Source organism: Streptomyces sp. WAC 04229, assembly GCF_003947455.1.
In the GTDB taxonomy this organism is placed as follows: Bacteria; Actinomycetota; Actinomycetes; order Streptomycetales; family Streptomycetaceae; genus Streptomyces.
This window is the reverse complement of record NZ_QHJH01000106.1, coordinates 1-22,827: the sequence shown is the minus strand read 5'-3', so window position 1 is coordinate 22,827 and position 22,827 is coordinate 1. Positions and strand designations below refer to the sequence as shown.

Annotated in this window: 22 protein-coding genes, 2 tRNA genes and 1 pseudogene; 9 read left to right on the top strand and 16 right to left on the bottom strand. The window is 70.9% G+C overall.

What is annotated here, in order from left to right:
* Nucleotides 1–23: 23 nt before the first annotated feature.
* Nucleotides 24–518: a DUF3830 family protein gene (locus DMH12_RS24660; protein WP_122619917.1), complete on the bottom strand. Its 495-nt coding sequence runs from the start codon at nucleotides 516–518 to the stop codon at nucleotides 24–26.
* A 106-nt stretch (nucleotides 519–624) separates the two neighbouring features.
* Here DMH12_RS24660 and ehuB point away from each other — a divergent pair, with 106 nt between their 5' ends.
* The 6 genes from ehuB to DMH12_RS24630 all read left to right on the top strand — a co-directional run bounded on the left by ehuB (nucleotide 625) and on the right by DMH12_RS24630 (nucleotide 4,784).
* Nucleotides 625–1,554, top strand: a complete 930-nt coding sequence (gene ehuB, locus DMH12_RS24655) for an ectoine/hydroxyectoine ABC transporter substrate-binding protein EhuB (protein WP_125493653.1) — start codon at nucleotides 625–627, stop codon at nucleotides 1,552–1,554.
* Entirely contained in the window at nucleotides 1,551–2,252 is a 702-nt protein-coding gene (ehuC, locus tag DMH12_RS24650; RefSeq protein ID WP_125493652.1) for an ectoine/hydroxyectoine ABC transporter permease subunit EhuC, read from the top strand. The genes ehuB and ehuC overlap by 4 nt, the downstream gene beginning before the upstream one ends.
* Nucleotides 2,249–2,899, top strand: a complete 651-nt coding sequence (gene ehuD, locus DMH12_RS24645) for an ectoine/hydroxyectoine ABC transporter permease subunit EhuD (RefSeq protein ID WP_125493651.1) — start codon at nucleotides 2,249–2,251, stop codon at nucleotides 2,897–2,899. The genes ehuC and ehuD overlap by 4 nt, the downstream gene beginning before the upstream one ends.
* Nucleotides 2,889–3,674 (top strand): ectoine/hydroxyectoine ABC transporter ATP-binding protein EhuA, encoded by a 786-nt coding sequence (gene ehuA, locus DMH12_RS24640; RefSeq protein WP_125493650.1) that lies wholly within the window; start codon nucleotides 2,889–2,891, stop codon nucleotides 3,672–3,674. Before ehuD ends, ehuA begins: the two co-directional genes overlap by 11 nt.
* 181 nt (nucleotides 3,675–3,855) lie before the next feature.
* Complete coding sequence (locus DMH12_RS24635; RefSeq protein ID WP_122620534.1) at nucleotides 3,856–4,614, top strand: IclR family transcriptional regulator; 759 nt, start codon at nucleotides 3,856–3,858, stop codon at nucleotides 4,612–4,614.
* Nucleotides 4,615–4,710: 96 nt separating this feature from the next.
* Nucleotides 4,711–4,784: transfer RNA gene (locus DMH12_RS24630), tRNA-Lys, on the top strand.
* A 63-nt stretch (nucleotides 4,785–4,847) separates the two neighbouring features.
* Here the strand turns inward: DMH12_RS24630 and DMH12_RS24625 are convergent.
* From DMH12_RS24625 to DMH12_RS24615, 3 genes are all read right to left on the bottom strand, one after another.
* Entirely contained in the window at nucleotides 4,848–5,453 is a 606-nt protein-coding gene (locus DMH12_RS24625; RefSeq protein WP_122619912.1) for a lytic polysaccharide monooxygenase, read from the bottom strand.
* A gap of 116 nt (nucleotides 5,454–5,569) precedes the next feature.
* Nucleotides 5,570–6,715 (bottom strand): SPFH domain-containing protein, encoded by a 1,146-nt coding sequence (locus tag DMH12_RS24620; RefSeq protein WP_125493648.1) that lies wholly within the window; start codon nucleotides 6,713–6,715, stop codon nucleotides 5,570–5,572.
* A 60-nt stretch (nucleotides 6,716–6,775) separates the two neighbouring features.
* Entirely contained in the window at nucleotides 6,776–8,044 is a 1,269-nt protein-coding gene (locus tag DMH12_RS24615) for a peptidoglycan-binding protein (protein WP_125493647.1), read from the bottom strand.
* 187 nt (nucleotides 8,045–8,231) lie between these two features.
* On the opposite strand from DMH12_RS24615, the gene DMH12_RS24610 reads away from it, so the two are divergent.
* The 3 genes from DMH12_RS24610 (at nucleotide 8,232) to DMH12_RS24600 (ending at nucleotide 12,463) form a co-directional block, all read left to right on the top strand.
* A tRNA-Lys gene (locus DMH12_RS24610) sits at nucleotides 8,232–8,305 on the top strand.
* Between the two features lie 241 nt (nucleotides 8,306–8,546).
* Complete coding sequence (locus tag DMH12_RS24605) at nucleotides 8,547–10,529, top strand: glycosyltransferase family 2 protein (protein ID WP_125493646.1); 1,983 nt, start codon at nucleotides 8,547–8,549, stop codon at nucleotides 10,527–10,529.
* The gene (locus tag DMH12_RS24600; RefSeq protein ID WP_125493645.1) at nucleotides 10,526–12,463 is read left to right on the top strand and encodes a kelch motif-containing protein; all 1,938 of its coding nucleotides are present in this window, start codon (nucleotides 10,526–10,528) and stop codon (nucleotides 12,461–12,463) included. The genes DMH12_RS24605 and DMH12_RS24600 overlap by 4 nt, the downstream gene beginning before the upstream one ends.
* Nucleotides 12,464–12,562: 99 nt before the next feature.
* Here DMH12_RS24600 and DMH12_RS24595 read toward each other — a convergent pair whose 3' ends face one another.
* The 12 genes and pseudogenes from DMH12_RS24595 to DMH12_RS24540 form a co-directional block, all read right to left on the bottom strand.
* A complete protein-coding gene (locus DMH12_RS24595) occupies nucleotides 12,563–13,588 on the bottom strand; it encodes a glycoside hydrolase family 6 protein (protein ID WP_185832504.1) in 1,026 nt (341 codons plus the stop codon).
* Between the two features lie 99 nt (nucleotides 13,589–13,687).
* Entirely contained in the window at nucleotides 13,688–14,362 is a 675-nt protein-coding gene (locus DMH12_RS24590) for a class F sortase (RefSeq protein WP_125493644.1), read from the bottom strand.
* 2 nt (nucleotides 14,363–14,364) lie between these two features.
* Nucleotides 14,365–14,916: a hypothetical protein gene (locus DMH12_RS24585; RefSeq protein WP_125493643.1), complete on the bottom strand. Its 552-nt coding sequence runs from the start codon at nucleotides 14,914–14,916 to the stop codon at nucleotides 14,365–14,367.
* 117 nt (nucleotides 14,917–15,033) lie between these two features.
* Nucleotides 15,034–15,813 carry an HAD-IIA family hydrolase gene (locus DMH12_RS24580; protein WP_125493642.1) on the bottom strand — a complete coding sequence of 260 codons (780 nt, stop codon included), beginning with the start codon at nucleotides 15,811–15,813 and terminating at the stop codon, nucleotides 15,034–15,036.
* Nucleotides 15,814–15,967: 154 nt separating this feature from the next.
* Nucleotides 15,968–17,020 (bottom strand): 2-aminoethylphosphonate ABC transporter substrate-binding protein, encoded by a 1,053-nt coding sequence (locus tag DMH12_RS24575; RefSeq protein ID WP_125493641.1) that lies wholly within the window; start codon nucleotides 17,018–17,020, stop codon nucleotides 15,968–15,970.
* A gap of 71 nt (nucleotides 17,021–17,091) precedes the next feature.
* Nucleotides 17,092–17,889, bottom strand: a complete 798-nt coding sequence (locus tag DMH12_RS24570; RefSeq protein ID WP_185832503.1) for an ABC transporter permease — start codon at nucleotides 17,887–17,889, stop codon at nucleotides 17,092–17,094.
* Nucleotides 17,876–18,781 carry a 2-aminoethylphosphonate ABC transporter permease subunit gene (locus DMH12_RS24565; protein ID WP_125493640.1) on the bottom strand — a complete coding sequence of 302 codons (906 nt, stop codon included), beginning with the start codon at nucleotides 18,779–18,781 and terminating at the stop codon, nucleotides 17,876–17,878. The genes DMH12_RS24570 and DMH12_RS24565 overlap by 14 nt, the downstream gene beginning before the upstream one ends.
* A complete protein-coding gene (locus tag DMH12_RS24560) occupies nucleotides 18,774–19,835 on the bottom strand; it encodes an ABC transporter ATP-binding protein (RefSeq protein ID WP_125493639.1) in 1,062 nt (353 codons plus the stop codon). The genes DMH12_RS24565 and DMH12_RS24560 overlap by 8 nt, the downstream gene beginning before the upstream one ends.
* Nucleotides 19,835–20,536, bottom strand: a complete 702-nt coding sequence (locus tag DMH12_RS24555; RefSeq protein ID WP_125493638.1) for an HAD family hydrolase — start codon at nucleotides 20,534–20,536, stop codon at nucleotides 19,835–19,837. Before DMH12_RS24555 ends, DMH12_RS24560 begins: the two co-directional genes overlap by 1 nt.
* An 8-nt stretch (nucleotides 20,537–20,544) precedes the next feature.
* Nucleotides 20,545–21,669, bottom strand: a complete 1,125-nt coding sequence (locus tag DMH12_RS24550) for a TIGR03364 family FAD-dependent oxidoreductase (protein WP_125493637.1) — start codon at nucleotides 21,667–21,669, stop codon at nucleotides 20,545–20,547.
* 132 nt (nucleotides 21,670–21,801) lie between these two features.
* Nucleotides 21,802–22,557, bottom strand: a complete 756-nt coding sequence (locus DMH12_RS24545) for a GntR family transcriptional regulator (protein WP_125493636.1) — start codon at nucleotides 22,555–22,557, stop codon at nucleotides 21,802–21,804.
* A gap of 90 nt (nucleotides 22,558–22,647) precedes the next feature.
* Nucleotides 22,648–22,827: pseudogene (locus DMH12_RS24540) on the bottom strand (hypothetical protein); the annotation flags it as partial.

The following is a 22,827-nucleotide window of genomic DNA, read 5'->3' as shown; positions in this document are numbered from 1 at the left end:
CGCCCCGCCCCACCGCCGGAGGCCTACGCGCGGCGGAAGCTGAGGGTCTCCCCCGCCGCCCCCGTGCGCCACAGGTCGTTGCAGGCCTCGGCCATCGCGGGCAGGCCCTCGACGATCTGGCCCCAGACGGTGCCGGGGACCCAGCCGACGTCGGCGTTGAGCAGCAGGTTGTTGCGCTCATAGAAGAGGGCGAGGTCGACGAGGGTGGTGCCCGCGCGGACCTCCCGGTCGTAGCCGTACGCCTTGGTGCCCAATTCGGCGCCGGCGAAGGCGAAGTAGCACAGGTCGCCCGGGATGGGCGTTACCGTCGGATTCTCCAGTGGTGGTTCGGATGTCGCGAAGGGCGGGAAGAGGGCGTAGATCTCGTTGCGCGCGTATTTGGCGTGATACACGTCGCTGCCGAGAGGGAGGGCGTCCCAGACGGCCTTGCAGGTGATCGGGGCCCGGTCGTCGAGCAGTTGGGCCGTGCAGGTGATTCCGCGCTTGACCAGCGAGACTTCGATGTAGCGATCAGCCATGCCTCCATGGCAGTGCCCCGCGGCCCCGCGGTCAAGGGCGCCGGGCCGAGGTATCGGACTGAAAACAGTCGGCATAACCCTTCCCCCATCGGGTAGCTGCGCGCCCATGGCTCCACCACACAGAACCCCGCCATGGGGTATATCCGACCAAAGGTCCAGGACAGCCGGGCCCACACGCCGGTCGCTGCTCGCGGGGGTCGCGGCGCTCGGCGCACTCGGGGCGGCCGGCTGCTCGCGGGTGGCCACCGCGTCCGACGTGGAGGGCGGTGACCTCCTCGACCGGCTCAGGGCACAGGGCGTCGCCCGGCTCGGCATCGCGGGCGAGATCCCCTTCGGCTACATCGACAAGAACGGTGAGCTGACCGGCGAGGCACCGGAGCTGGCCAAGGTCATCTTCAAGCGCCTCGGAGTGGACCGGGTGCAGCCGGTGCCGACGGAGTTCGGCTCACTCATCCCGGGGCTGGCGTCGCAGCAGTTCGACGTCGTGGCGGCCGGCATGTACATCAACCCCGACCGCTGCCAGCAGGTCATCTTCTCCGACCCCGACTACCAGATGCTCGACGCGTACATCGTGCGCAAGGGCAACCCGCTCGGGCTGCGCGACTACAAGGACGTCGTCGAGAAGAAGGCCAAGTTCGCGACCGGCACCGGCTACGCCGAGATCGCCTACGCGGTGGAGCACGGGTACAAGGAGGACGACATCCTGATCGTCCCCGACCAGGTGGCCGGCCTCAACGCCGTCGAGTCCGGGCGCGTGGACGTCTTCGCGGGAACGGCGCTGACCGTCCGCGAGGTGGTCAAGAAGTCCCGCAAGGCGGAGGCGACCGAGGCCTTCGCGCCGCTCGTCGACGGCAAGCCGCACGTCGACGGCGGCGGTTTCGCGTTCCGCCCGGACGAGACCAACCTGCGGGACGCCTTCAACGTCGAGCTGCAGAAGCTCAAGAAGAGCGGCGAACTGCTGCGCATCCTCAAGCCCTTCGGTTTCACCGAGAACGAGATGACCGATCTGACCGCGAAGGAGCTGTGCGGCGGATGACCTCGGGACTGTGGGAACTCGTACTCCAGGGCGTCTGGGTCACCATCCAGCTGCTCTTCTTCAGCACCCTGCTGGCGACGGCCGTCTCCTTCGTGGTCGGCATCGCGCGCACCCACCGGCTGTGGATCGTCCGCTTCCTCGCGGGCTTCTACACCGAGGTGTTCCGCGGCACCTCGGCGCTGGTGATGATCTTCTGGGTGTTCTTCGTGCTGCCCCCGGCCTTCGGCTGGCAGCTGGTGCCGATGTGGGCGGGCACGCTGGCGCTGGGCCTGACCTACGGGGCGTACGGCTCCGAGATCGTGCGCGGCTCGCTCGCCGCGGTCGACCCGGCGCAGCGGGAGGGCGGCATCGCGCTGAGCTTCACTCCCTGGCAGCGGATGAAGCTGATCATGCTGCCGCAGGCCGTGCCGGAGATGATCCCGCCGTTCTCCAACCTGCTGATCGAGCTGCTCAAGGGCACCGCCCTGGTCTCGATCATGGGCATGGGCGACCTGGCGTTCAGCGGCAACCTGGTGCGGCTGGCGCTCCAGGAGAGCGCGGAGATCTACACGTACATCCTGCTGATCTACTTCGTGATCGCGTTCCTGCTCACGCGGGTGATGCGCGGCCTGGAGAAGAAGCTGAAGGCGGGCGTCGGGAAGGCGCCGAAGAAGACGGCGGCCGCCGTGCGCGTGCCTGAGGGAAGTGGTGTGTCGTGAACTGGGACTGGAGCGCGGTCTCCGACTTCATGCCGCACTTCTGGGACGGTCTGCTGGTCACCCTGCAGATCCTGGTCCTCGGCTCGCTGGTCTCGTTCGGCCTGGGCCTGGTGTGGGCGCTGCTGATGCGGGTGCCGAGCCGCTGGGTGACCTGGCCGATCGGCATCGTCACCGAGTTCGTCCGGAACACCCCGCTGCTGGTGCAGCTCTTCTTCCTCTTCTACGTGCTGCCCGAGTGGAACATCACCTTCTCGGCGCTCACCACCGGTGTGGTCGCCATCGGCCTGCACTACTCGACGTACACGATGCAGGTCTACCGGGCCGGTATCGAGGCGGTGCCGGTCGGCCAGTGGGAGGCCGCGACGGCGCTCAACCTGCCGCTGCGGCGGACGTGGACGGCGGTCATCCTGCCGCAGGCCATCCGCCGTGTGGTGCCCGCCCTCGGCAACTACGTGATCTCCATGCTCAAGGACACGCCGCTGCTGATGGCGATCACGGTGCTGGAGATGCTCGGCGAGGCCCGGCTGTTCTCGCAGCAGAACTTCCAGTTCACCGAGCCCCTCACGGTGATCGGTGTGGCCTTCATCATCATCTCCTACCTGGCCTCCCTTGCCCTGCGAGCCCTGGAGCGACGCCTTGTCCACTGACACTCTTCCCAACCCCGAGAAAAGCCCCGAGCGAGGCGGCTCCGAGCTGATCCGTCTGGAGGGGGTCACCAAGCGGTTCGGGGACAACACCGTCCTCGACAACCTCGACTTCGCCGTGGACGCGGGCAAGCACGTCACCCTGATCGGGCCGTCCGGCTCGGGCAAGACGACGATCCTGCGGCTGCTGATGACGCTGCTCAAGCCCGACGAGGGCACGATCACCGTGGACGGGCAGAAGCTGTTCCCGGCGACCGAGAAGGAGCGCCGGGAGGTGCGCAAGCAGATCGGGATGGTGTTCCAGCAGTTCAACCTGTTCCCGAACATGACCGTGCTGCGCAACATCACCGAGGCGCCGGTCACCGTGCTCGGCCTGTCCAAGGACGAGGCGGTGGAGCGGGCCAAGGAGCTGCTCGACATGGTGGGCCTCGGCGACAAGTGCGACGCCCACCCGGCCCAGCTCTCCGGCGGTCAGCAGCAGCGGGTGGCGATCGCCCGGGCGCTGGCGATGCGGCCGAAGGTGCTGCTCCTCGACGAGGTGACCTCGGCGCTCGACCCCGAGCTGGTCGCGGGCGTCCTCGACCTGCTCCGGGACATCGCCCGCACCACGGACATCACCATGCTGTGCGTGACCCACGAGATGAACTTCGCCCGGGACATCTCGGACCAGGTGCTGATGTTCGACTCGGGCCGGGTCATCGAGGCCGGGCCGCCCGAGAAGATCTTCAGCGAGCCGGAGCACGACCGGACGCGGGAGTTTCTCAGCGCGGTCCTGTAATTGCACGGTGCGCCTGCCCCAACGTCCGAGGTCGGGACGCTGGGGCAGGCCACTGGCATGTGCCAGAGGGTCTGCGCCGCAGATGAGGGCCCCGAAATCCGGTCAACACGCCCTCACGAGAGGCGTCTTGGCGGCTATCGTGAAGGCCGGGATGCACCAGCGAGCGCAGGGGGAGACCACCGTGGCGCTGCAGCACAGGCCGACCGCGCCGCACCACTCGGCCCAGGACGCCCTGCGTGTCCTGGAGACGGTGACGCGGCACACCTCCGGAGTCACCGCCGCCGAGCTGGGCCGCGGCTCCGGTCTCGACCAGGAGCGGCTGACCGCGCTCCTGCGCATGCTGCGCCGCGAGGGCTACGTCGAGCAGACCGCCGACGGCGCGTACGTCACCGGCGAGGCCCTGGCCCGCCTGGGCTCGGCCGACGGACGCGAGCAGGCGGTGCGGGACAAGCTCCAGCGCACCCTGGACCGGCTGCGCGACTCGGTGGGCGCCGCCGTCTACATCAGCCGGTACGTCGACGGCGAGGTGAGCGTCACCCAGTACGCCGACAGCCCGGCCACGCCGAAGGTCAACGAGTGGGTGGACTTCAAGGTCTCGGCGCACGCCACCGCGGTCGGCAAGAGCCTGCTGACCCAGCTGGACCACGCGGGCCGCCGCGACCACCTGGCCCGGCACCGGATGGCCCGGCTGACCTCGCGCACCATCACCAGCGACGCGCTCCTGATGTCCCGGCTGGAGTCCCAGCCGCCCACCGTGCCGGTCCTCGACCTCCAGGAGTACGCGGTGGGGACGGTCTGCGCGGCCGTCCCGATCACGGCCGGCTCCTCCGTGGGCTGTCTGGCCCTGTCGCTCCCGGTGGAGCAGGCGCACCGGCTGCGCGAGGCGGCGGACGAGCTGAACCGGAACGCGGCACCGGTGCTGCTGTCGCTGACGATCTAGCGCGGCCCCGGCAGCCGGGGGTGGTCGGGAGCACCCCCGGGGACCGGGTAGTATTTTCGTCGTCGCCGACCGCGGGAAGCGGACGGCGGGAGTCATGCGCCGCTAGCTCAGTTGGTTAGAGCAGCTGACTCTTAATCAGCGGGTCCGGGGTTCGAGTCCCTGGCGGCGCACAGCACAAGGTCCCCCTCGCTCCGGCGAGGGGGGCCTTGCTCGTTTCCGTCCGGCCGGACGGTTCAGAAGGTGACGTCCGAGCACGCGTAGAACGCGTTGCCCGTGTCGGCGATCGTCCAGACCGCGACGATCACGTGGCGTCCGCTCAGCCCGGACGGCACGGTGCCGGTGTGGGAGAGCGTGGCCGGGGGCTGCTGGTTGTTGTAGGGCACCGTGAAGAACGGTGTCAGGTTGAGGTCGGACCGGGCCAGGTTGTGGTTCTGGTTCCAGCCCGGCTTGGTGACGTAGTACTTGAAGTCGGTCGTGGCGTGCCGGGCGGTGAACTGCCAGCGGAAGGTGTAGCTCTGCCCGCCGTTCACCTTCGTGGCGGGCCAGGCCTGGCCGTTGGGCTGCTTGGGACTGTCCAGCGGGGCGAACGAGCCGACCCCCGCGGAACAGATCTTCCCGTCGGCCGGACCGGCCGCCGGGAAGCCCTTGGGGCCCTCGACGCTCTGCGGCTCCCACTGGATGGAGCCGCACCCGGTGACGGTGCCGTTCTGGCACACCTTCTGCCGGCTGACGGGCAGGTCGGTGTAGCCGTGACCGGTGGCGCCGCCGGACGAGAGGACGAGGGCTCCGGTGGTCGCCATACCCACCGCGGCGGCGTAGATCTTGGTCCTTGTGCGCATACTGCTGCTCCTGTGACGTGTGGGGAAGTTCAGCGAGCCGTGCAGGTCTAGACCAAGTCTCAGATTATTGCCGTTAGTTGAACATGTCCATACCAATAGCGGAACCCGCTCGCCCCTCAGTGCCCGGCGTCCCCACGCCCCGCGCAGAACGCCACCGTCAGGTCCTTGACCAGCATCTTGCGCTCGTAGTCGTCCAGCTCGACCAGCCCCCGCACGGTCAGCCGGGTCACCGTGTCCTCCACCGAGTCCACGACCGAGGTCAGCACGCTGGCCCGCTGCGCCGCGTCCAGCGCGGCGATCCTGCGCCGGTGCATCGCGGCGGCGACCTCCGGGGCGTACTCCACCCGGACCGGCCGCACCGAGAACACCTCCAGACCGATCGGCGCCGCGTCCGCCGCGACCAGCCGGGTCAGCGTGTCGCCGGCCACGTCGGCGGAGCTGCGGACCGTGCCCAGCGGCTCCACCGGGACCCGGGCCAGCGCGGCCTCGACGCACTCGCGCAGATAGGTCTCGTGGTCCTCGACGCCCAGCGTGGCCTTCGCGGTGTCCCGCACCCGCCACACCACCAGCGTCACCGCCCTCAGCGCGACCCCGTTGCCGTCGGCCGCGGGCATCGGCTCGCTGCGCCAGTGCCGCAGCCGCACGTCGACCCGACGGCGCAGCAGCAGCGGGTTCACCCACATCAGGCCGGTGCGCCGGACGGTCCCCCGGTAGCGGCCGAACAGCCCCAGCACCCAGGCCCGTCCGGTCCGGCCCCGGGCCAGCCCGCCGAACCCGAACATCCCGAGCGCCCCGGCGGCCGCGTACGCCGCCCACTGCGCGGGCCCGAGCCCGGCACCGGAGTACGCCGGCAGCCCCAGCGCCTGGGCCGCGAGCGGCGGTACGACCCCGGCCCACCAGGAGGTGACCGCGCACCCGGCCGCTCCGCAGAACCCGGCGGCCACCCCCGCGGCGCCCGGCAGCACCCGGGCCGGACGCTCCGTCAGCTCCGGGTCGACCTGCGGTACCGGACGCGGGCGCGCCGCCTCGGGCCGCCGCGTCCGGGGCTGCTCGCCGGTGCCCTGCCGGCGGCCGACGACCGCGGGCCGCAACGGCACCGGCGCCGGATCGGGGTCGTCGCGGAACAGCAGGTGGACGGGGATCTCGGTGGTGGCCTCGTTCCGGATCAGCCGGGCGGGCCGGTGGCCGGTCTCCGCGGCCGGCGAGGGACCGGTGGCGGCCGGGGCCGTGCCCTGCGGGTTCGTTGACGATGTCGTACTCATGCGTGCTCCAGCCTCCGCGCCAGACGCCTCATGAACGGGTGATCACCTCGGGGCGGGCGGTCACGAGAAGAGCCGCCGCCAGGTCTCGGGGCCCGGGTAGCCGTCCGCCGCGCCACCGCGCCAGCCCTGGGTGCGCTGGAAGGCCTGGACGGCCCGCCGGTCCGCCTCACCCCAGCGCGGACCCGGTCCGGTCGTGTAGTACCTGCCGAACCCCTTCCGCACGAGCCGCTCGCCGAGCCGGGTGACGTACGGGTTCTCCGCACCCGGCCGGAACAGCGCCCGGCCCGGATAGCCGGCCACCCCGTGCGAGGCGGAGCCCGTGGCCGCGGCCGGGACGTCCTTGCCGCGGCCCTCGGTCAGCAGCCGCCAGGTACCCGGACCCGGCAGCCCGTCGGCCTCCCGGCCCCGCCAGCCCTGGGCCAGCTGGAACGCCTCGGTCGCCCTGCGGTCCGCCTCCGACCAGCGGGGACCGGGCCCGGAGGAGTAGAAGCGTCCGGCGCCGCGCGCGGCGAGCATCCGGCCCAGCTCGGTGACGTGCCGGTTGTCGGCGCCGGGCCCGAAGGACGACGCCCCCGGGTAGCCGGAGGCCGCGGCCGGCGCCCCGCCCGCCGTGCTCACCGGGCTCGCCGCGACGCCCTTGTAGCGGTAGGGCAGGTACTTCGCGGAATTGCTCCAGTAGGCGTAGGGCGTCGCGAGCTTCCGGGCGTTGGGCGGGGTCTGCTCGTAGGCCGTGTAGGCGGTGCGCGTGCCGTCCGTCCAGCCGCCGAAGATCACCACATGGGAGCCTTTCTGGGGGTCGGACGTGTTGTGGAAGAGCAGAATGTCGCCGGGCTGGAGTTCGCTCTTGGTGATCCGGTCGGCGACCGTGCCGAGGCTTCCGGTCCATTCGTTCGTCGGCAGTTTCCAGGCCATCGACACATAGCCCGAGCAGTCCTGCCGGTATCCGTCGGACCAGTAGGCGGTCATGCTGTACGGCACCTTCGCGGTGACCCAGGTCTTGGCCCGGTTGATGATCTCCGTACGGCTGATGGTGGCCAGCTCGGTGCCGGGCGCGGGCGCCGGCCGGCCCGCCGGACCGTGCAGCGGGGCCCTGGCACCCTGCGGGGTGTCCGGCTCGTCACCTGCGGGGTCGCCCGGTCGCAGGGGTGCGTGGGCGGCGGCCGGGAGCGCGGCGGCACCGCTCGCCCCCAGTGCGGCGGCCGTGGCGGTGGCCACGATCACCGTGCGCCGGCCCGTCGGGGAATGCGGTGGAACGCTCGTCCGGTGACGGCAACCGGGGCAGTCGCAGTCGCTCGCGGCATCGAATTCCTCGAATACGGGAGTCTCCATGCGATTCCCCTCACACTCCCGATCGAAATGTCCGCGGCGGTGCACTTCGGTACATGTCCGTCAGTTTCTCAACTGGTCTCCTTATTCGCATGTTGACGGTCCGAATGATGTAACCGGCCCCTCGGGACGACCTCCCCGGTGGTCGGGAGCACCGTCCGGCATCGGGTAGAGTCGTGCAGGTCAGCAGGCGCCGCTAGCTCAGTTGGTTAGAGCAGCTGACTCTTAATCAGCGGGTCCGGGGTTCGAGTCCCTGGCGGCGCACAGACGGCCGAAGGCCCCTCGTATCACACGGGGGGCCTTCGGCGTATCCGGGTCCCGAACGCCTTGCGATCATGACGATCACCGTAGAAGCCTGGTCCGGTTCGGGGGGCCGGACGCCGAGGGGCGTCATGCAACCGGGGGCTCTCGTTCCATGTCTATATAAGGTGTGTGTCGGCCGAGGGGGGCCGTTGCAGGCAAGGACCAACGAAACACGCATGACCCGCGTGTGGGGGGACAACACATGACGTCGACGCCGACGGGCGACGGGCAGGACCACGACCCGTCACAGACCACCCAGCTCAGGGTGGGCGGGCATCGGACCTGGAACACCGGTTCATTCCGCCGGATACGCAAGACCCTGCCGAAGTACGACTACGAGCACTACAGCCGGCTCGCGGGCCCCCTCACCCAGCCCGACCCGCACCAGCCGTACAAGGTCCAGTACCGCTCGCTGATATCCCAGGAGCCGCACCGCGTCCGGGTCGCGCTCATGCTGGCCGCCGCCCCGCTGCTGTCGGTGGTGCTGCTGGTCTGGCTGCTCCAGCCCACGCACTGGACCGAGCGCGACTACCCCGCCTTCGACTGGCTGCCCACGCTCGACATCGTGATGCTCGTGGCGATCGGCCTGATCGAGCTCTTCCGCTGCCTGAACGTCCTGTCGAACGCGCACGCCACCCTGGTCGCCCGCGACCCGGTCCCGGTGGTGCCCGAGACCGGCACCCGGGTCGCCTTCCTCACCTCCTTCGTGCCCGGCAAGGAGCCGCTGGAGATGGTGACGAAGACCCTGGAGGCGGCCGTGCGGATCCGCCACCGCGGTCTGATGCACGTCTGGCTCCTCGACGAGGGCGACGACCCCGAGGTGAAGGAAGTCTGCGCGCGCCTGGGAGTACATCACTTCTCCCGCAAGGGCGTCTCCAAGTGGAACCGGAAGAAGGGCCCGCACCGCGCCAAGACCAAGCACGGCAACTACAACGCCTGGCTGGACGCGCACGGCAACGACTACGACTTCTTCGCCTCGGTCGACACCGACCACGTGCCGCTGCCCAACTACCTGGAGCGGATGCTCGGCTTCTTCCGCGACCCGGACGTCGGCTTCGTCATCGGCCCGCAGGTCTACGGCAACTACGACAACCCGATCACCAAGGCCGCCGAGTCGCAGCAGTTCCTCTTCCACGCGCTGATCCAGCGCGCGGGCAACCGGTACGGCTCCCCCATGTTCGTGGGCACCTCGAACGCGGTGCGCATCAGCGCGCTCAAGCAGATCGGCGGGCTGTACGACTCGATCACCGAGGACATGGCGACCGGCTTCGAGATCCACCGCCACAAGAACCCGGCCACGGGCCGCAAGTGGCGCTCGGTCTACACCCCGGACGTGCTCGCGGTGGGCGAGGGCCCGAACGCCTGGACGGACTTCTTCACCCAGCAGATGCGCTGGTCGCGGGGGACGTACGAGACGATCCTCAAGCAGTACTGGAAGGGCTGGTACTCGCTGCCGCCGAGCAAGCTCTTCAACTACACGATGATGATCATCTTCTACCCGATGTCGGCCCTGAACTGGATCCTGGCGGCGCTGAGCTGCTGCCTGTTCCTGGGCCTGGGCGCCTCGGGCGTCAACATCGACCCCGCGGTCTGGCTGATGCTCTACGGCAACGCCTCCGCGCTCCAGATCGGCCTCTACGTCTGGAACCGCCGCCACAACGTCTCGCCGCACGAGCCGGAGGGCTCCGGGGGTGTGGCCGGCATGATCATGTCCGCCCTGTCGGCGCCGCTGTACGCCAAGGCGCTCATCGACTCCGTGCTGCGCCGCAAGAGCAAGTTCGTGGTGACCCCGAAGGGCGACTCGGCCAGCCCGGACACCCTGTTCGGGACCTTCCGGTACCACTGGTACTTCATCGTGATCTTCGCCGGCTCGATCACCGCGGGCTTCACCCTCGGGCACTCCCACCCCGCCATGATCATCTGGGCGACGTTCGCGCTGCTGATCACCGCGTCGCCGATGTTCGCCTGGCGCCACGAACTGCGGAAGGCGAAGAAGCGGCCGACGGCCGCCGCCGCCGAGCCGTCGCCGGGGGTCCCGGCGCAGCACAGGGCGCCCGAGCAGGCGTACACGCCGTACGCACCGCACGCGCCGCAGCAGAAGCCCAGCTGGGCAGCCCCCGCCGACGGGGGCGACGACCAGACCATGCAGATCGCCCTTGGTGGACTTGGGGGACGTAAGGAATGAAAGACCGTGCCGGCCGCCGCCGCGCCCGTCGCTTCGCGATAGGTACGGCGGTGGTAGTCGCGCTGGCCGGAATGAACGGACCGTGGCTCTACCGCTTCGGAACCGAGAAATACCACCAGTACAAGATCAATCAGCCGGAGTACAAGGCCGCCAACGGCAAGTGGGAGATCGTCGAGTTTCCCGAGGAGTACCGGCAGAACACCATCCACGCGGCGCTGCTGCGCACCGGCAAGGTGCTGCTCGTCGCCGGGTCGGGCAACAACCAGGACAACTTCGACGACAAGAAGTTCGACACCCGGATCTGGGACCCCGTCAAGGGCACCATCAAGAAGGTGCCGACGCCCGCCGACCTGTTCTGCACCGGCCACACCCAGCTCGCCAACGGCAACCTGCTGATCGCGGGCGGCACCAAGCGGTACGAGAAGCTCAAGGGCGACGTCACCAAGGCCGGCGGCCTGATGATCGTCCACAACGAGAACCCGGACCAGCCGATCACCCTGCCCGCGGGCACCAAGTTCACCGGCAAGGAGAACGGCAAGACCTTCGTCTCCAAGGACCCGGTCCTGGTGCCCCGCGCCAAGAAGGTCTTCGACCCGGAGACCGGCGCGTTCGTGCGCAACGACCCGGGCCTCGGCCGGATCTACGTCGAGGCGCAGCGCAGCGGCGCCAAGTACGAGACCGGTACGCAGGACAACTACCGCGTCCAGGGCCTGTCGGGCACGGACGCGCGCAACACCTACGGCATCGCGCAGAAGCTCGCCCTCGACAAGAAGGACTTCCAGGGGATCCGGGACGCCTTCGAGTTCGACCCGGTCGCCGAGAAGTACATCAAGGTCGACCCGATGCACGAGGCCCGCTGGTACCCGACGCTCACCACCCTGGGCGACGGCAAGATCCTCAGCGTCTCCGGCCTCGACGACATCGGCCAGCTGGTCCCGGGCAAGAACGAGATCTACGACCCGGAGACCAAGGGATGGACCTACACCGACAAGGTCCGCCAGTTCCCGACGTACCCGGCGCTGTTCCTCATGCAGAACGGCAAGATCTTCTACTCGGGCGCGAACGCCGGCTACGGCCCCGACGACGTGGGCCGCGACCCGGGCATCTGGGACGTGGAGACCAACAAGTTCACCAAGGTGCCCGGTCTCAGCGACGCCGACATGCTGGAGACCGCGAACACGGTGCTGCTGCCGCCGGCGCAGGACGAGAAGTACATGGTGATCGGCGGTGGCGGGGTCGGCGAGTCCAAGCTGTCCAGCGAGAAGACCCGGATCATCGACCTGAAGGCGGACGACCCGCGGTTCGTGGACGGACCGGCCATGGACAAGGGCACCCGCTACCCGCAGGCATCAGTCCTGCCGGACGACAGCGTGCTGGTCTCCGGCGGCTCGGAGGACTACCGGGGCCGCGGCGACTCCAACGTCCTCCAGGCCCGGATGTACCACCCGGACACGAACGACTTCGAGCGGGTGGCCGATCCGCTGGTGGGCCGGAACTACCACTCCGGTTCGATCCTGCTGCCCGACGGGCGCCTGATGTTCTTCGGGTCGGACTCGCTCTACGCGGACAAGGCCAACACCAAGCCGGGCAAGTTCGAGCAGCGGATCGAGATCTACACGCCGCCGTATCTCTACCGGGACTCGCGGCCGGATCTGTCCGGCGGGCCGAAGACCATCGCGCGGGGCGACTCGGGGACGTTCACCTCGCGGGCGGCGTCGACGGTGAAGAAGGTGCGGTTGATCCGGCCCAGCGCCTCAACGCACGTCACTGACGTGGATCAGCGGTCCATCGCGTTGGACTTCACGGCGGACGGGGACAAGTTGACCGTGACCGTGCCGGAGAACAAGAACCTTGTTCAGTCGGGGTGGTACATGATGTTCGTGACCGATGGGGAGGGGACGCCTTCGAAGGCGGAGTGGGTCAGAGTGCCGTAGCGCTCCCGCAGGTTGTGACTCTGGGTGCGGGAGCGCTGTGGCTGGTCGCGCTCCCGCGGCGGAGCCGCAAATGTCACAGCCCCGCGCCCCTGAGGGGCGCTATCCCTGTGCCAGTTTCAAGGCGTAGTCGGGGTACCACTCGCCCGCCTTCGGGCCGCCCTTGCATTCGCCGTCCGACTCTCCGGGGCGCTTGACCCAGACGTAGGCGTCGACCAGGGGGTCGGACGTCTTCGTCGTGGGGGTTTCGCCGAGGGCGCGGCCCGGGGGGTTGCACCAGCGTTCGTCCGGGTTGCCGCCGGTGTAGGGGCCGTTGCCGTTGCGGCTGGTGTCGATGACGAAGGGCTTGCCGCCGACCTTGGCGGAGAGCTGCTTGCCGTAGGCGATGGAGTCCTCGGTGGTGTAGAAGTTCGACACGTTGACCGAGAAGCCGTCGGCCTTGTCGATGCCGGCCCGCTTCAGCGGGCCGAAGATCTGGTCGGGGTGGCCCCAGCCGGCGTTGCCCGCGTCCAGGTACACCCTGGTGTTCTTCAGGGCGGCGAGCTTGTCGATGGCGTCGTTGAGGAGGGCGTAGCGCTCCTCGTGGAACTGGTCCGGGGTGCAGCCGTCCACCAGGTGGAGCACGGCGTCCGGTTCCAGGACGACCGTGGCGGAGCGGTCGCCGATGCCCTTGGCCACGCCGTCGACGAAGTCGCGGTAGGCGTTGCCGTCGGCGGCGCCGCCGCCCGAGTACTGGCCGCAGTCGCGGTGCGGGATGTTGTAGAGGACGAGCAGTGCGGTACGCCCGGCCTCATCGGCGGCCTCGGTGAAGCCACGGGCCTGTTCCTCGGGGTTCTCCGGGCTGAGCCACTCGCCGGTCGGCTGCTGGGCGATCTTGCGGATCTGCTCGGACTGGTCCTTCTTGCCGGCCTCGGCCAGCGACGCCACCTGCTGCGCGGCGGTGCCGTCGGGGTTGACCCAGAACGGGTCGGCCTCCTTGGGCTGCTGCGTGATCCCGGCGCCCGCGCTGCCGCCCTTGCCCTCTCCGTCGCCGGAGGAGGAGCAGCCCGCGAGCAGCAGTGCCGCGCCGAGCACCGCCGCCGACGTCCGCCTCGTGGACAACGTCGCGGCCCCCCTGCTGCCGTACATCCAACCCCCCTGGGTGCGTTGCGAGGCTCAATCCTGACATACGCCCCCGGCACTCGAACGGTTCCGGGACCGGGCGCCGGTTCCTGTGCTAGGCAGGCCCTAGGAGCCGGTTCCGGTGAGGTAGGCGGAGACGATGACGTTGGCCGTGTAGCTGTCGGTGGTGCGGTCGAAGGTGCCGCCGCAGGTGATCAGGCGGAGTTCGGCGCGGCCGGTGGTGCGGGGGCCGTAGGCCTGCTGGGCGTCGAAGCCGGTGCGGGTGAGGACCTGGACGTCGTCGACGGTGAACTCGGCGGTCCCGCCGTCGTCGCGGGCCACCCGGACCGTCTCGCCGGGCTCCAGGGTGCTCAGCTCGTAGAAGACGGCGGGCCGGGTCTCGGTGTCGACGTGGCCCACCATCAGCGCCGTCCCGGCCGCGCCCGGGGTGACGCCGGCCGCGTACCAGCCGACGGAGCCGGCCCGGTCGAACGGCGGCGGTTCGATGGCGCCCTGGGCGTCGAGTCCGCTGGGCAGGACCGGGGCGCTGACGTCGAGGCCGGGGACGTCGAGCCGCTGCGGCCGGGCGTCGTCGAGGGGTGCGTGGGCGGGCGGCAGCGGTACGTCGGGGGGCCGGCCTGCCGCCGCCATGTCGCCGGTGGCGGGCCGGGATATGCCCTCGCGCACGTCGGTGGCCTCGCGGCCCCACAGCCACAGCCCGAGGAGCAGCACGGTCCAGGCGATGCCGGTCACCAGGCGGCCGCCGGGGACGGTGGTGCCTCGTGCGTCCTGTTCGGACATGGTCAGTCCGTCCCGCGGCTCCGGCTGCGGACGCCGCGCAGCGCGACGGCGACGGCGGCGATGCCCGCGAGGACCAGGCCGGTCACGGTGTGCGCGGTGCCGGGGGGCTCGGGGCGGGCCTCGTCACCGCCGTCGGCGGCGGCCAGCCGGGCGCTGCCGCCGCCGCCCGCGTGGACGGGGGCGACGGGAGAGGCGGGTGCGGCCGGGCGCCGGCGCTCGACGTTGACGGTGCCCTCGCGGGCGTCGCCGCCGCACGTGACCCGCACGGCGTAGACGCCGGCCTCCATGCCGGAGCGGACCGTGCCGGTGCCGACGAGAACGCCGTCCTCCGCGGCCACGGTCAGCCGTGCCTCGGAGACGAACGCCGCCGACACGGCGACGGCCGTCCTCTCGGTGCAGTCGGGCACGCGCAGCTCGACGTCGCCGCCGGGCGCGGGCGAGGACGGAGACACCGAGACGCCCGCGCCGTCGGTCGCGTACGCGGCGGGCGCGACCGGTGCGAGCGCCGCCGCCAGAGCGGCCCCGGCACAGAGAGTGACTTTCAGTGAGCCCATCGTGTACCTCCAGTTGTCTGGAGACTCCCCCGCGGGACCCGCCCCCGCATCCTGCGCGAGGGTCGGGCTGCTCCGTTCGGGTTACACCGGGCGATCTCGGGTTTACCGAAGGCCGTGTCAGACCCGTTCGACGAGGTCCGCGATGGAGTCGACCACCTTGGAGGGGCGGTACGGGAAGTGCTCGACCTGCTCGGGCCGGGTCAGACCGGTCAGGACCAGGAAGGTCTGCATGCCCGCCTCCATGCCGGCCAGCACGTCGGTGTCCATGCGGTCGCCGATCATCGCGCTGGTCTCGGAGTGGGCGCCGATCGCGTTGAGCCCGGTGCGCATCATCAGCGGGTTGGGCTTGCCGGCGAAGTAGGGCTGCTTGCCGGTCGCCTTGGTGATCAGCGCGGCGACCGCGCCCGTCGCCGGGAGCGGGCCCTCGGTGGAGGGGCCGGTCTCGTCGGGGTTGGTGCAGATGAACCGGGCGCCGGCGTTGATCAGCCGGACCGCCTTGGTCATGGCCTCGAAGGAGTACGTACGGGTCTCACCGAGGACCACGTAGTCGGGGTCGTGGTCGGTGAGGATGTAGCCGATGTCGTGCAGGGCCGTGGTCAGACCGGCCTCGCCGATGACGTACGCCGACCCTCCGGGCCGCTGGTCGTCCAGGAACTGGGCGGTGGCCAGCGCCGACGTCCAGATCGACTCGATCGGCACCTCCAGGCCCATCCGCCGCAGCCGGGCGTGCAGGTCGCGCGGGGTGTAGATCGAGTTGTTGGTGAGGACCAGGAAGGGCTTGCCGGACTCCCGGAGCCTCTTGATGAAGGCGTCGGCCCCGGGAATCGGCACGCCCTCGTGGATGAGGACCCCGTCCATGTCGGTGAGCCACGACTCGATGGGCTTGCGGTCTGCCATTGCGACGAACTCCTGGCGTGCGGTGGGGCATGGGCGGGGGCGCCGGAACCACGGCGTACCGACGCCCCACAGCCTAATCAGGAGCCGGTCGGAGGGACCCCGTCGATCACCCGGAACCAGTGCTGGACCTCCGTGCAGGCAGGTGCGGGGTGGCTCAGCTGCCGGTGGCCGACTTCCATGCGTCGACGTACGAGGTGAGGTTCTCCTCGATGTCGTTCCAGTCGGGTTCGAAGATCTCGACGCCGTCCATCAGCTTGGCCAGTTCGATGGCGTTGGCGTCGGTGGCCTTGACGTCCTGGCGGGCCGCGAAGCCGCCGCCGATCTCGCTGACCTGCCGCTGTGCCTTCTGGCCGAGCATGTGGTCGAGGAGCTTCCTGCCGTTCTCGCCGTGCGGGGCGTCGGAGACCAGGCCGGCCGCGTAGGGCAGGGCGAACGTGGTGGGCCTGCCGCCTTCGCGGGCGGGGAACCAGATGCCGAGGTTCGGCATGGACTTGGACTGGGCGAAGTTCATCTGCACGTCGCCGTTGGCGGCCAGCAGCTCGCCCTTGTCGACCTTCGGGGCGAGCTTGCCGGTGGAGGCGGACGGGCCGACGTTGTTGGCCTGGAGCTTCCTGAGGTAGTCCATGGCCGGCTTCTCGCCGCCGAAGTCGTGCATGGCCTTGATGAGGACGGCGGTGCCGTCGCCGGCGACGCCCGGGGTGGAGTACTGGAGCTTGTTCTCGTACCTGCCGTCGAGCAGGTCCTCCCAGGTGGCGGGGGCCTTCTTGAGTTCCTTGGTGTTGTGGATGAACCCGAAGTAGTTGTTGACGACGGCGGTCCAGGTGCCGTTCGCCGCCTTGTCGGCGCCGCTGACCTGGTCCGCGCCCTCGGGGGCGTACTTCTGAAGCAGGCCCTTGCCGTCGGCCTGCTGGATGAAGGGCGGGAGGGTGACGAGCACGTCGGCCTGCGCGTTGCGCTTCTCGCGGGTGGCGCGCTGGACCATCTCGCCCGAGCCGCCCTCCACGTACTCGACCTTGATGCCGGTCTCGTTCTCGAAGTCCTCGAAGACCTGGTCGTACCAGCCGTCGCCGTTCTCGCCCTTGAGGCCGTCGGCGCTGTAGACGGTGACGACGTTCTCGTCGGAGGCAGCGGAGTTGCCGCCGCAGGCGGTCAGGGGGAGGGCGAGGAGGCAGACGGCGGCGAGCGGCAGGAGGGGCTTTCCGGGCATGGCGAGGTGAACTCCTTGCGGGAGAAGGCAGACGGGAGACGGAAGAAGAGGGACGGGCGAACGGCGGTCGGTCAGCGGTAGGCGGCCTTGGTGCGGATGCGGGAGACGGCGAGCAGCACCAGCAGGGTGGCCGTCATCAGGACCACGGCGACGGCGGAGCCGGTGAAGAGGGCGCCGCGGTCGGTGGCCGCGTAGACGAGGACCGGCAGCGGGGTCCAGTCCGGTGGGTAGAGCATCATCGTGGCGCTCAGCTCACCCATGGACAGGGCGAAGCAGAGGCCGGCGGCGGCGGTCAGGGACGGCAGCAGCAGCGGCAGCCGCACCCGCAGCAGGACGCGCGCAGGGGAGGCGCCGAGGGAGGCGGCGGCCTGCTCGTACGCCGGGTCGAGGCGGGTGATCGCCGCGGACACCGACTGGTATGCGAAGGCGGTGACCAGCACGGTGTGGGCGACGATCACGATCCAGCGGGTGCCGTTGAGGAGGAAGGGCGGCTGGGAGAAGGCGACCAGGATCGCCAGGCCGACCACGACGGAGGGCACGGCCACCGGCAGAACGAACAGGGCGTCCACGACCTTGCGGTGGCGCTTCTTCAACGCGGCGGCGGCGAGCGCGGCCCAGGTGCCGGCGGCCAGTGCCAGCAGGCTCGCGACGAGCGCGGTGACCAGGCTGGTGGTGAGGGCCTGGAGGGCCTCGCCGCGGGTCGCCGCCTGGTAGTTGGCGGCCGTGAGGCCGGACGGCAGGACGCTGGACCAGTGGGTGGCGAAGGACGCCCCCAGGACGACGAGCAGAGGGAGGGCGAAGAGGGGCAGGAAGAGGACGAGGAAGAGCGCCCACAGGGCCCACCTCGCCTTGCGGCTATGCACCAGCACGGCGGCTCACCACCCGGTAGAGGCCGTACAGGCCCACGGAGATCAGGACGTTGACGACGGCGACCACGCAGGCGCCCGGGTAGTCGGACTCCAGCATGGCCTTGCTGTACACGAGCGTCGGCAGGGTGGTGACGCCCTTGGCGCCGGTGAAGAGCACGATGCCGAACTCGTTGAGGCACAGCACCAGGACGAGGCTGCCGCCGGCCGCGAGCGCGGGCAGCGCCTCGGGCAGGACGATGTGGCGGATGATGCGCGGTGCGCGGGCCCCGAGCGAACTGGCCGCCTCCAGCTGGGCGGTGTCCAGCTGCGAGAACGCGGCGAGCAGCGGGCGCACCACGAACGGCGTGAAGTACGTGATCTCCGCGAGCAGCACGCCCCAGGGCGTGGTGAGGAACTGGAACGGTCCCTCGGACGCCCCGGTGGTGTCCGTCCACAGCCCGTTGGCCATGCCGACGGAGCCGTAGACGAACAGCAGGGCCAGCGTGATCAGGAAGGACGGGAAGGACAGGAAGACGTCGATGAAGCGGGCGACCGCCTTCGCCCCGGGGAACGGCACGAACGCGATGACCAGCGCGAGCACGAACCCGAGCACCAGGCACCCGGCGGTGGCGGCCACCGCCAGCCACACGGTGGTCCACAACGCCTCCCGGAACGCGTACGAGGCGAACACGTCGGCGTACGGCTGGAGGGAGGTGCCGCCGGTGTCGGGCTGGAAGGACTGCTGGACGACGAGGGCGAGCGGGTAAAGGAAGAAGAGCCCGAGCAGGACCACTGGAGGCAAGGCCCACACCAACGCCCCGAAGGGGCGCGGGGCTGTGCTCGATTTGCGGCTGCCGCCGCCGGGGCGCGACCAGCCACCCACGGCCCGCGGCTCACGGGCAACCTCAGCCATGGTCCACCCCAGCAGGCAGCAGCACTCCGTCGTCCGGCGCGAAATGCAACGTCACCTCGTCGCCGTGAGCAGGCGGATCCCGCAGCTCACGCAGGTCAGCCATCACCCGGTGACCACCCACGTCGACGAAGAGCCGGTGCGTCGCCCCCCGCCACTGGATCTCTCCCAGCGTCCCGGTGAGCCGGTTGGGACCGTCCCCGAGCCCGACGAGATGCGGGCGCACGCACAGGACGGCCGACGCGCCCCGCGCGGCACCCCCCGTGTCGACCTTGATGTCCGCGCCCGCGAAGGACACTCCCCCGGTTCCGACGGTCACCGGCAGCAGGTTCGCGCCGCCCACGAAGGACGCCGTGAACTCGTCGGCCGGCGCCCGGTACAGCTCCCTCGGCGTCCCGCACGCGCGCAGCCCCGCCCTGTCCATGACCGCGATCCGGTCGGCGAGGGTCAGGGCCTCCACCTGGTCGTGGGTGACGTAGAGGATCGACACGTCGGGCAGCTCGCGGTGCAGGCGGGCCAGTTCGGCGAGCATGCCGGAGCGGAGCTGGGCGTCGAGCGCGGAGAGGGGTTCGTCGAGGAGCAGGACGCCGGGCCGGATGGCGAGCGCGCGGGCGATGGCGACGCGCTGCTGCTGGCCGCCGGACAGCTCGCGGGGGTGGCGGCGGGCGTAGGCGCCCATGCCGGTCATGGCCAGCGCCTCGGCGACCCGTTCCCGGATCTCGGCCCGGGGGACCTTGCGGGCGCGGAGTCCGAAGGCGACGTTGTCCTCCACCCGCATGTGCGGGAAGAGCGCGTACTGCTGGACGACCATGCCGATGCCGCGCCGGTGCGGGGGCAGGCCGGTGACGTCGCGGTCGCCGAGGAAGACCCGCCCCGAGGCGGGCCGTACGAACCCGGCGACCGCCCGCAGCGCGGTGGTCTTGCCGGATCCGGACGGCCCGAGCAGCGCCATCACCTCGCCGGGTTCGACGGTGAGGTCGAGGGCGTCGAGGACGACGTTGCCGTCGTAGGCGACGGTGACCGAGTCGAAGCGGATGCCGCTGCCGGTGGCGTTCATCAGCCGTCGGCTCCCCGCAGGAGGGCGGGCAGGCCGGTGACCGAGTCGATGACGTGTCCGGCGCCCGCTTCGCGGAAGGCGTCGTCGCCGTGGGCCCCGGTGCGCACCCCGGCGACCAGTCCCGCGCCGGCCCGTACACCGCTGAGCACGTCGTACGAGGTGTCGCCGACGACGGCGACCTGGCGTACGGCGTCGGCGGCCTTCGTGCGCAGGAACGCCTCCAGCACCATGTCCGGGTACGGCCGTCCGCGTCCGCCCGCGTCGGCGGGGCACAGGGTGAGCGGCACCAGGTCGTGCCAGCCCAGCGCGTCGAGGATGGCGTCCTGGGTGACGCGGGCGAAGCCGGTGGTCAGGACGACGGTACGGCCGTCGGCGGTCAGTTCCTCGACGGCCTCGCGGGCGCCGGGGACCGGGGCGATCAGGCCGCCGTCGACCAGTTCGCCGTACGCCTTCTCGAAGGTGGTGTTGGCGTGCTGGGCGCGGTCCTCGTCGCCGAACAGGTGCCGGAAGACGGAGATCTTGGACTCGCCCATGGTGGCGCGGACGTAGTCGAGCTTCTCGGCGTGGTCCGGGGTGCCGGGCTCGACGCCCAGTTCGCGGGCGGCGGCGTCGAAGGCGCGCTCGACGAGGCCGCCGTCGGCGACGGTGGTGCCGGCCATGTCGAGGACGACGAGGCGGATGTCTGTGGTGGTCATGGTCATGGGTGCTGTCACCAACCCAGTTCGTTCGCGGTGGTTTCGGCTATCGCGGGTGAGCAGGTCATGCCGCGCCCGCCGGGCCCGGTGACCAGCCACACCCCGTCGCGCACGCGCTGGCGGTGCACGACGCGGCTCGTGTCGGTGCACTGCGCGTACACCCCGGCCCACCGGCGGCGGACCTTGGGCAGCGGCCGGCCCAGGAGGGACTCGACGACGCCGGTGAGGTGCTCGTAGGGGTCCTCGACGGTGTCGAAGGCGAAGGGGTGCTCGTACTCGTGGGTGTCGCCGATGGTCAGTCCGCCGTCGGCGCGCTGCACCATCAGCAGCTGCATCCGGTGCTCGGCGGCCGTGGCCGGCTGCGGCTGCCGCGCGTTCAGCTCGTCCAGGGCGGGCGAGCCGTAGGCGGGGTAGTAGCGGAAGCTGTCGGCGTCGGCGACCGAGGTGGTGAGGGGTTCGCCGAGGGGGTCGGTCTGCATCATCTGGAGGCGGACCCGCCGCACGGGCAGGCCGGGCCCGGCCAGCTCGCGGACCAGGCCGCCGAGCCAGGCGCCGGTGCACAGGACGACGGCGTCGCCGGTGTGCGTGTCGCCGTGGTCGTCGCGGACGGCGTTCTCGCCGATGACGTCGCGGACCTCGCGGCCGGGCAGGAAGGTGTACCTCGGGGACCGGCGGAGTTCGGCGCGCAGGGCGAGCTGGGCGGTGCGGGGTTCGACGGCGGCGTCCCGCCCGCAGTACAGCGCGGCGTCGAAGTCGCCGCGCAGGGCGGGGTTCAGCGCGCGCGCCTCACCGGCGGTGAGCAGCTTGTGGCCCCGGGCGGCGGCGTCCGGGCGGGCCACGGCCGCCTCGGCGACCGCCCGTTCCAGGTCGCCGCGGACCGGGGTGAGGGAGCCGTTCGGGCGGAAGCCCAGCGCCGGGAGCCGGGCGCCGATCTCCTCCCACAGTTCCCGGGCCCGCAGCGCGGTCTCCAGCTCCTCGCCGCCCGCGCGGCCGCTGACCCAGATCTGGCCGAAATTGCGCAGCGAGGCGCCGCGGGCCTCCGTCTCGCGCTCGATCTGTACGACCTCGTGGCCGCGGTTCACTGCGTGCCAGGCGTGCATGGTGCCCACCACGCCGGCTCCGACGACTATCACTCTCACGACGGCCACGCTCCTTGCCAAGGGGGAACCGGAGGAATCCGGCTGACAACGAGAGCGTGAACTCGTCGTCACGTTTGGGCTAGACCCGTTATCTTTTCGTTATGATTCGGCGGTCTGTGCGAGTGGTGGTTTTCAGCCGCGCAGGTGGGTCGTGAAGGAGAAGCGGTCGCCCCGGTAGAGCGTCCGGACCCGCTCCAGCGGGCGCCCCTCCGTGTCCCGGGAGACGCGGTGGATGAGCAGCATCGGGAGAGCCGGCGGCGTGCCGATGAGCAGCGCCTCGCGCGGGGTGGCGAGCACGGTCTCGATGCGTTCGTCGGCGTCGCCGAAGGCGATGCCCTGCCCGGCGAGGTGGGCGTAGAAGGACGAGTCCGGGTCGAAGGTGCTGTCCAGGTCGGGGAGCCGGGCCACGGAGAGGTAGGTGCTCTCCAGGCCGACCCGCTCGTCGTCGGCGAGCAGCACCCGCTCCAGGTGCCAGACGGGCTCCCCGCGGGTGAGGCCGGTCTCGGCGGCGAGCGCGTCGGGGCAGGGGAAGCGGTCGAGGGTGACCAGCGCGCGGCCGGGTGTGCGTCCCTGGCGGCGGACGCCCTCGGTGTAGCTGGCCAGGGAGAGCGGCTGCGCCAGCTTGGGGCCGGCCACCACGGTGCCGCGGCCCTGGCGGCGCAGCTTGCCCTCGAGGACCAGCTCGCGCAGCGCCTGCCGCACGGTCTCGCGGGCGACCTCGTACCGCTCGGAGAGGTCCCGCTCGGTGGGGATGGCGCTGCCCTCCGCCAGCTCGCCGACCAGACGGTCGATCCGCGCCTTGACGGCGTAGTACTTCGGCACGCGGCCGTGCTCCGGGATCCCGGAGCGGACGGGGGCGCCGGGGGCCTGGTCGTTCGGATAGTCCACGCAGGGATGGTCGCAGACGGGGGCGGGGGCGGTGGGCCCGACGGAGCGGTGAGCCCGGTGGGAGCCGCAGGCGCGGCGGGAGCCGTGGCGTCAGCGGCGGCGTCCGCGGGTCAGCAGTACGGCCGTGCCGCCGGCGGCGAAGAAGAGGAGGGTGACCGCCAGGGCCGTCTCGACCCGGCCGGGTCCGGTTCCGGCGAGTTCGTCGGCGGAGTGGGTGCCGGTGCTCCGGTCCCCCGGCGTGGCGGACCTGTCGGGGGAGGCGTCGGGGGA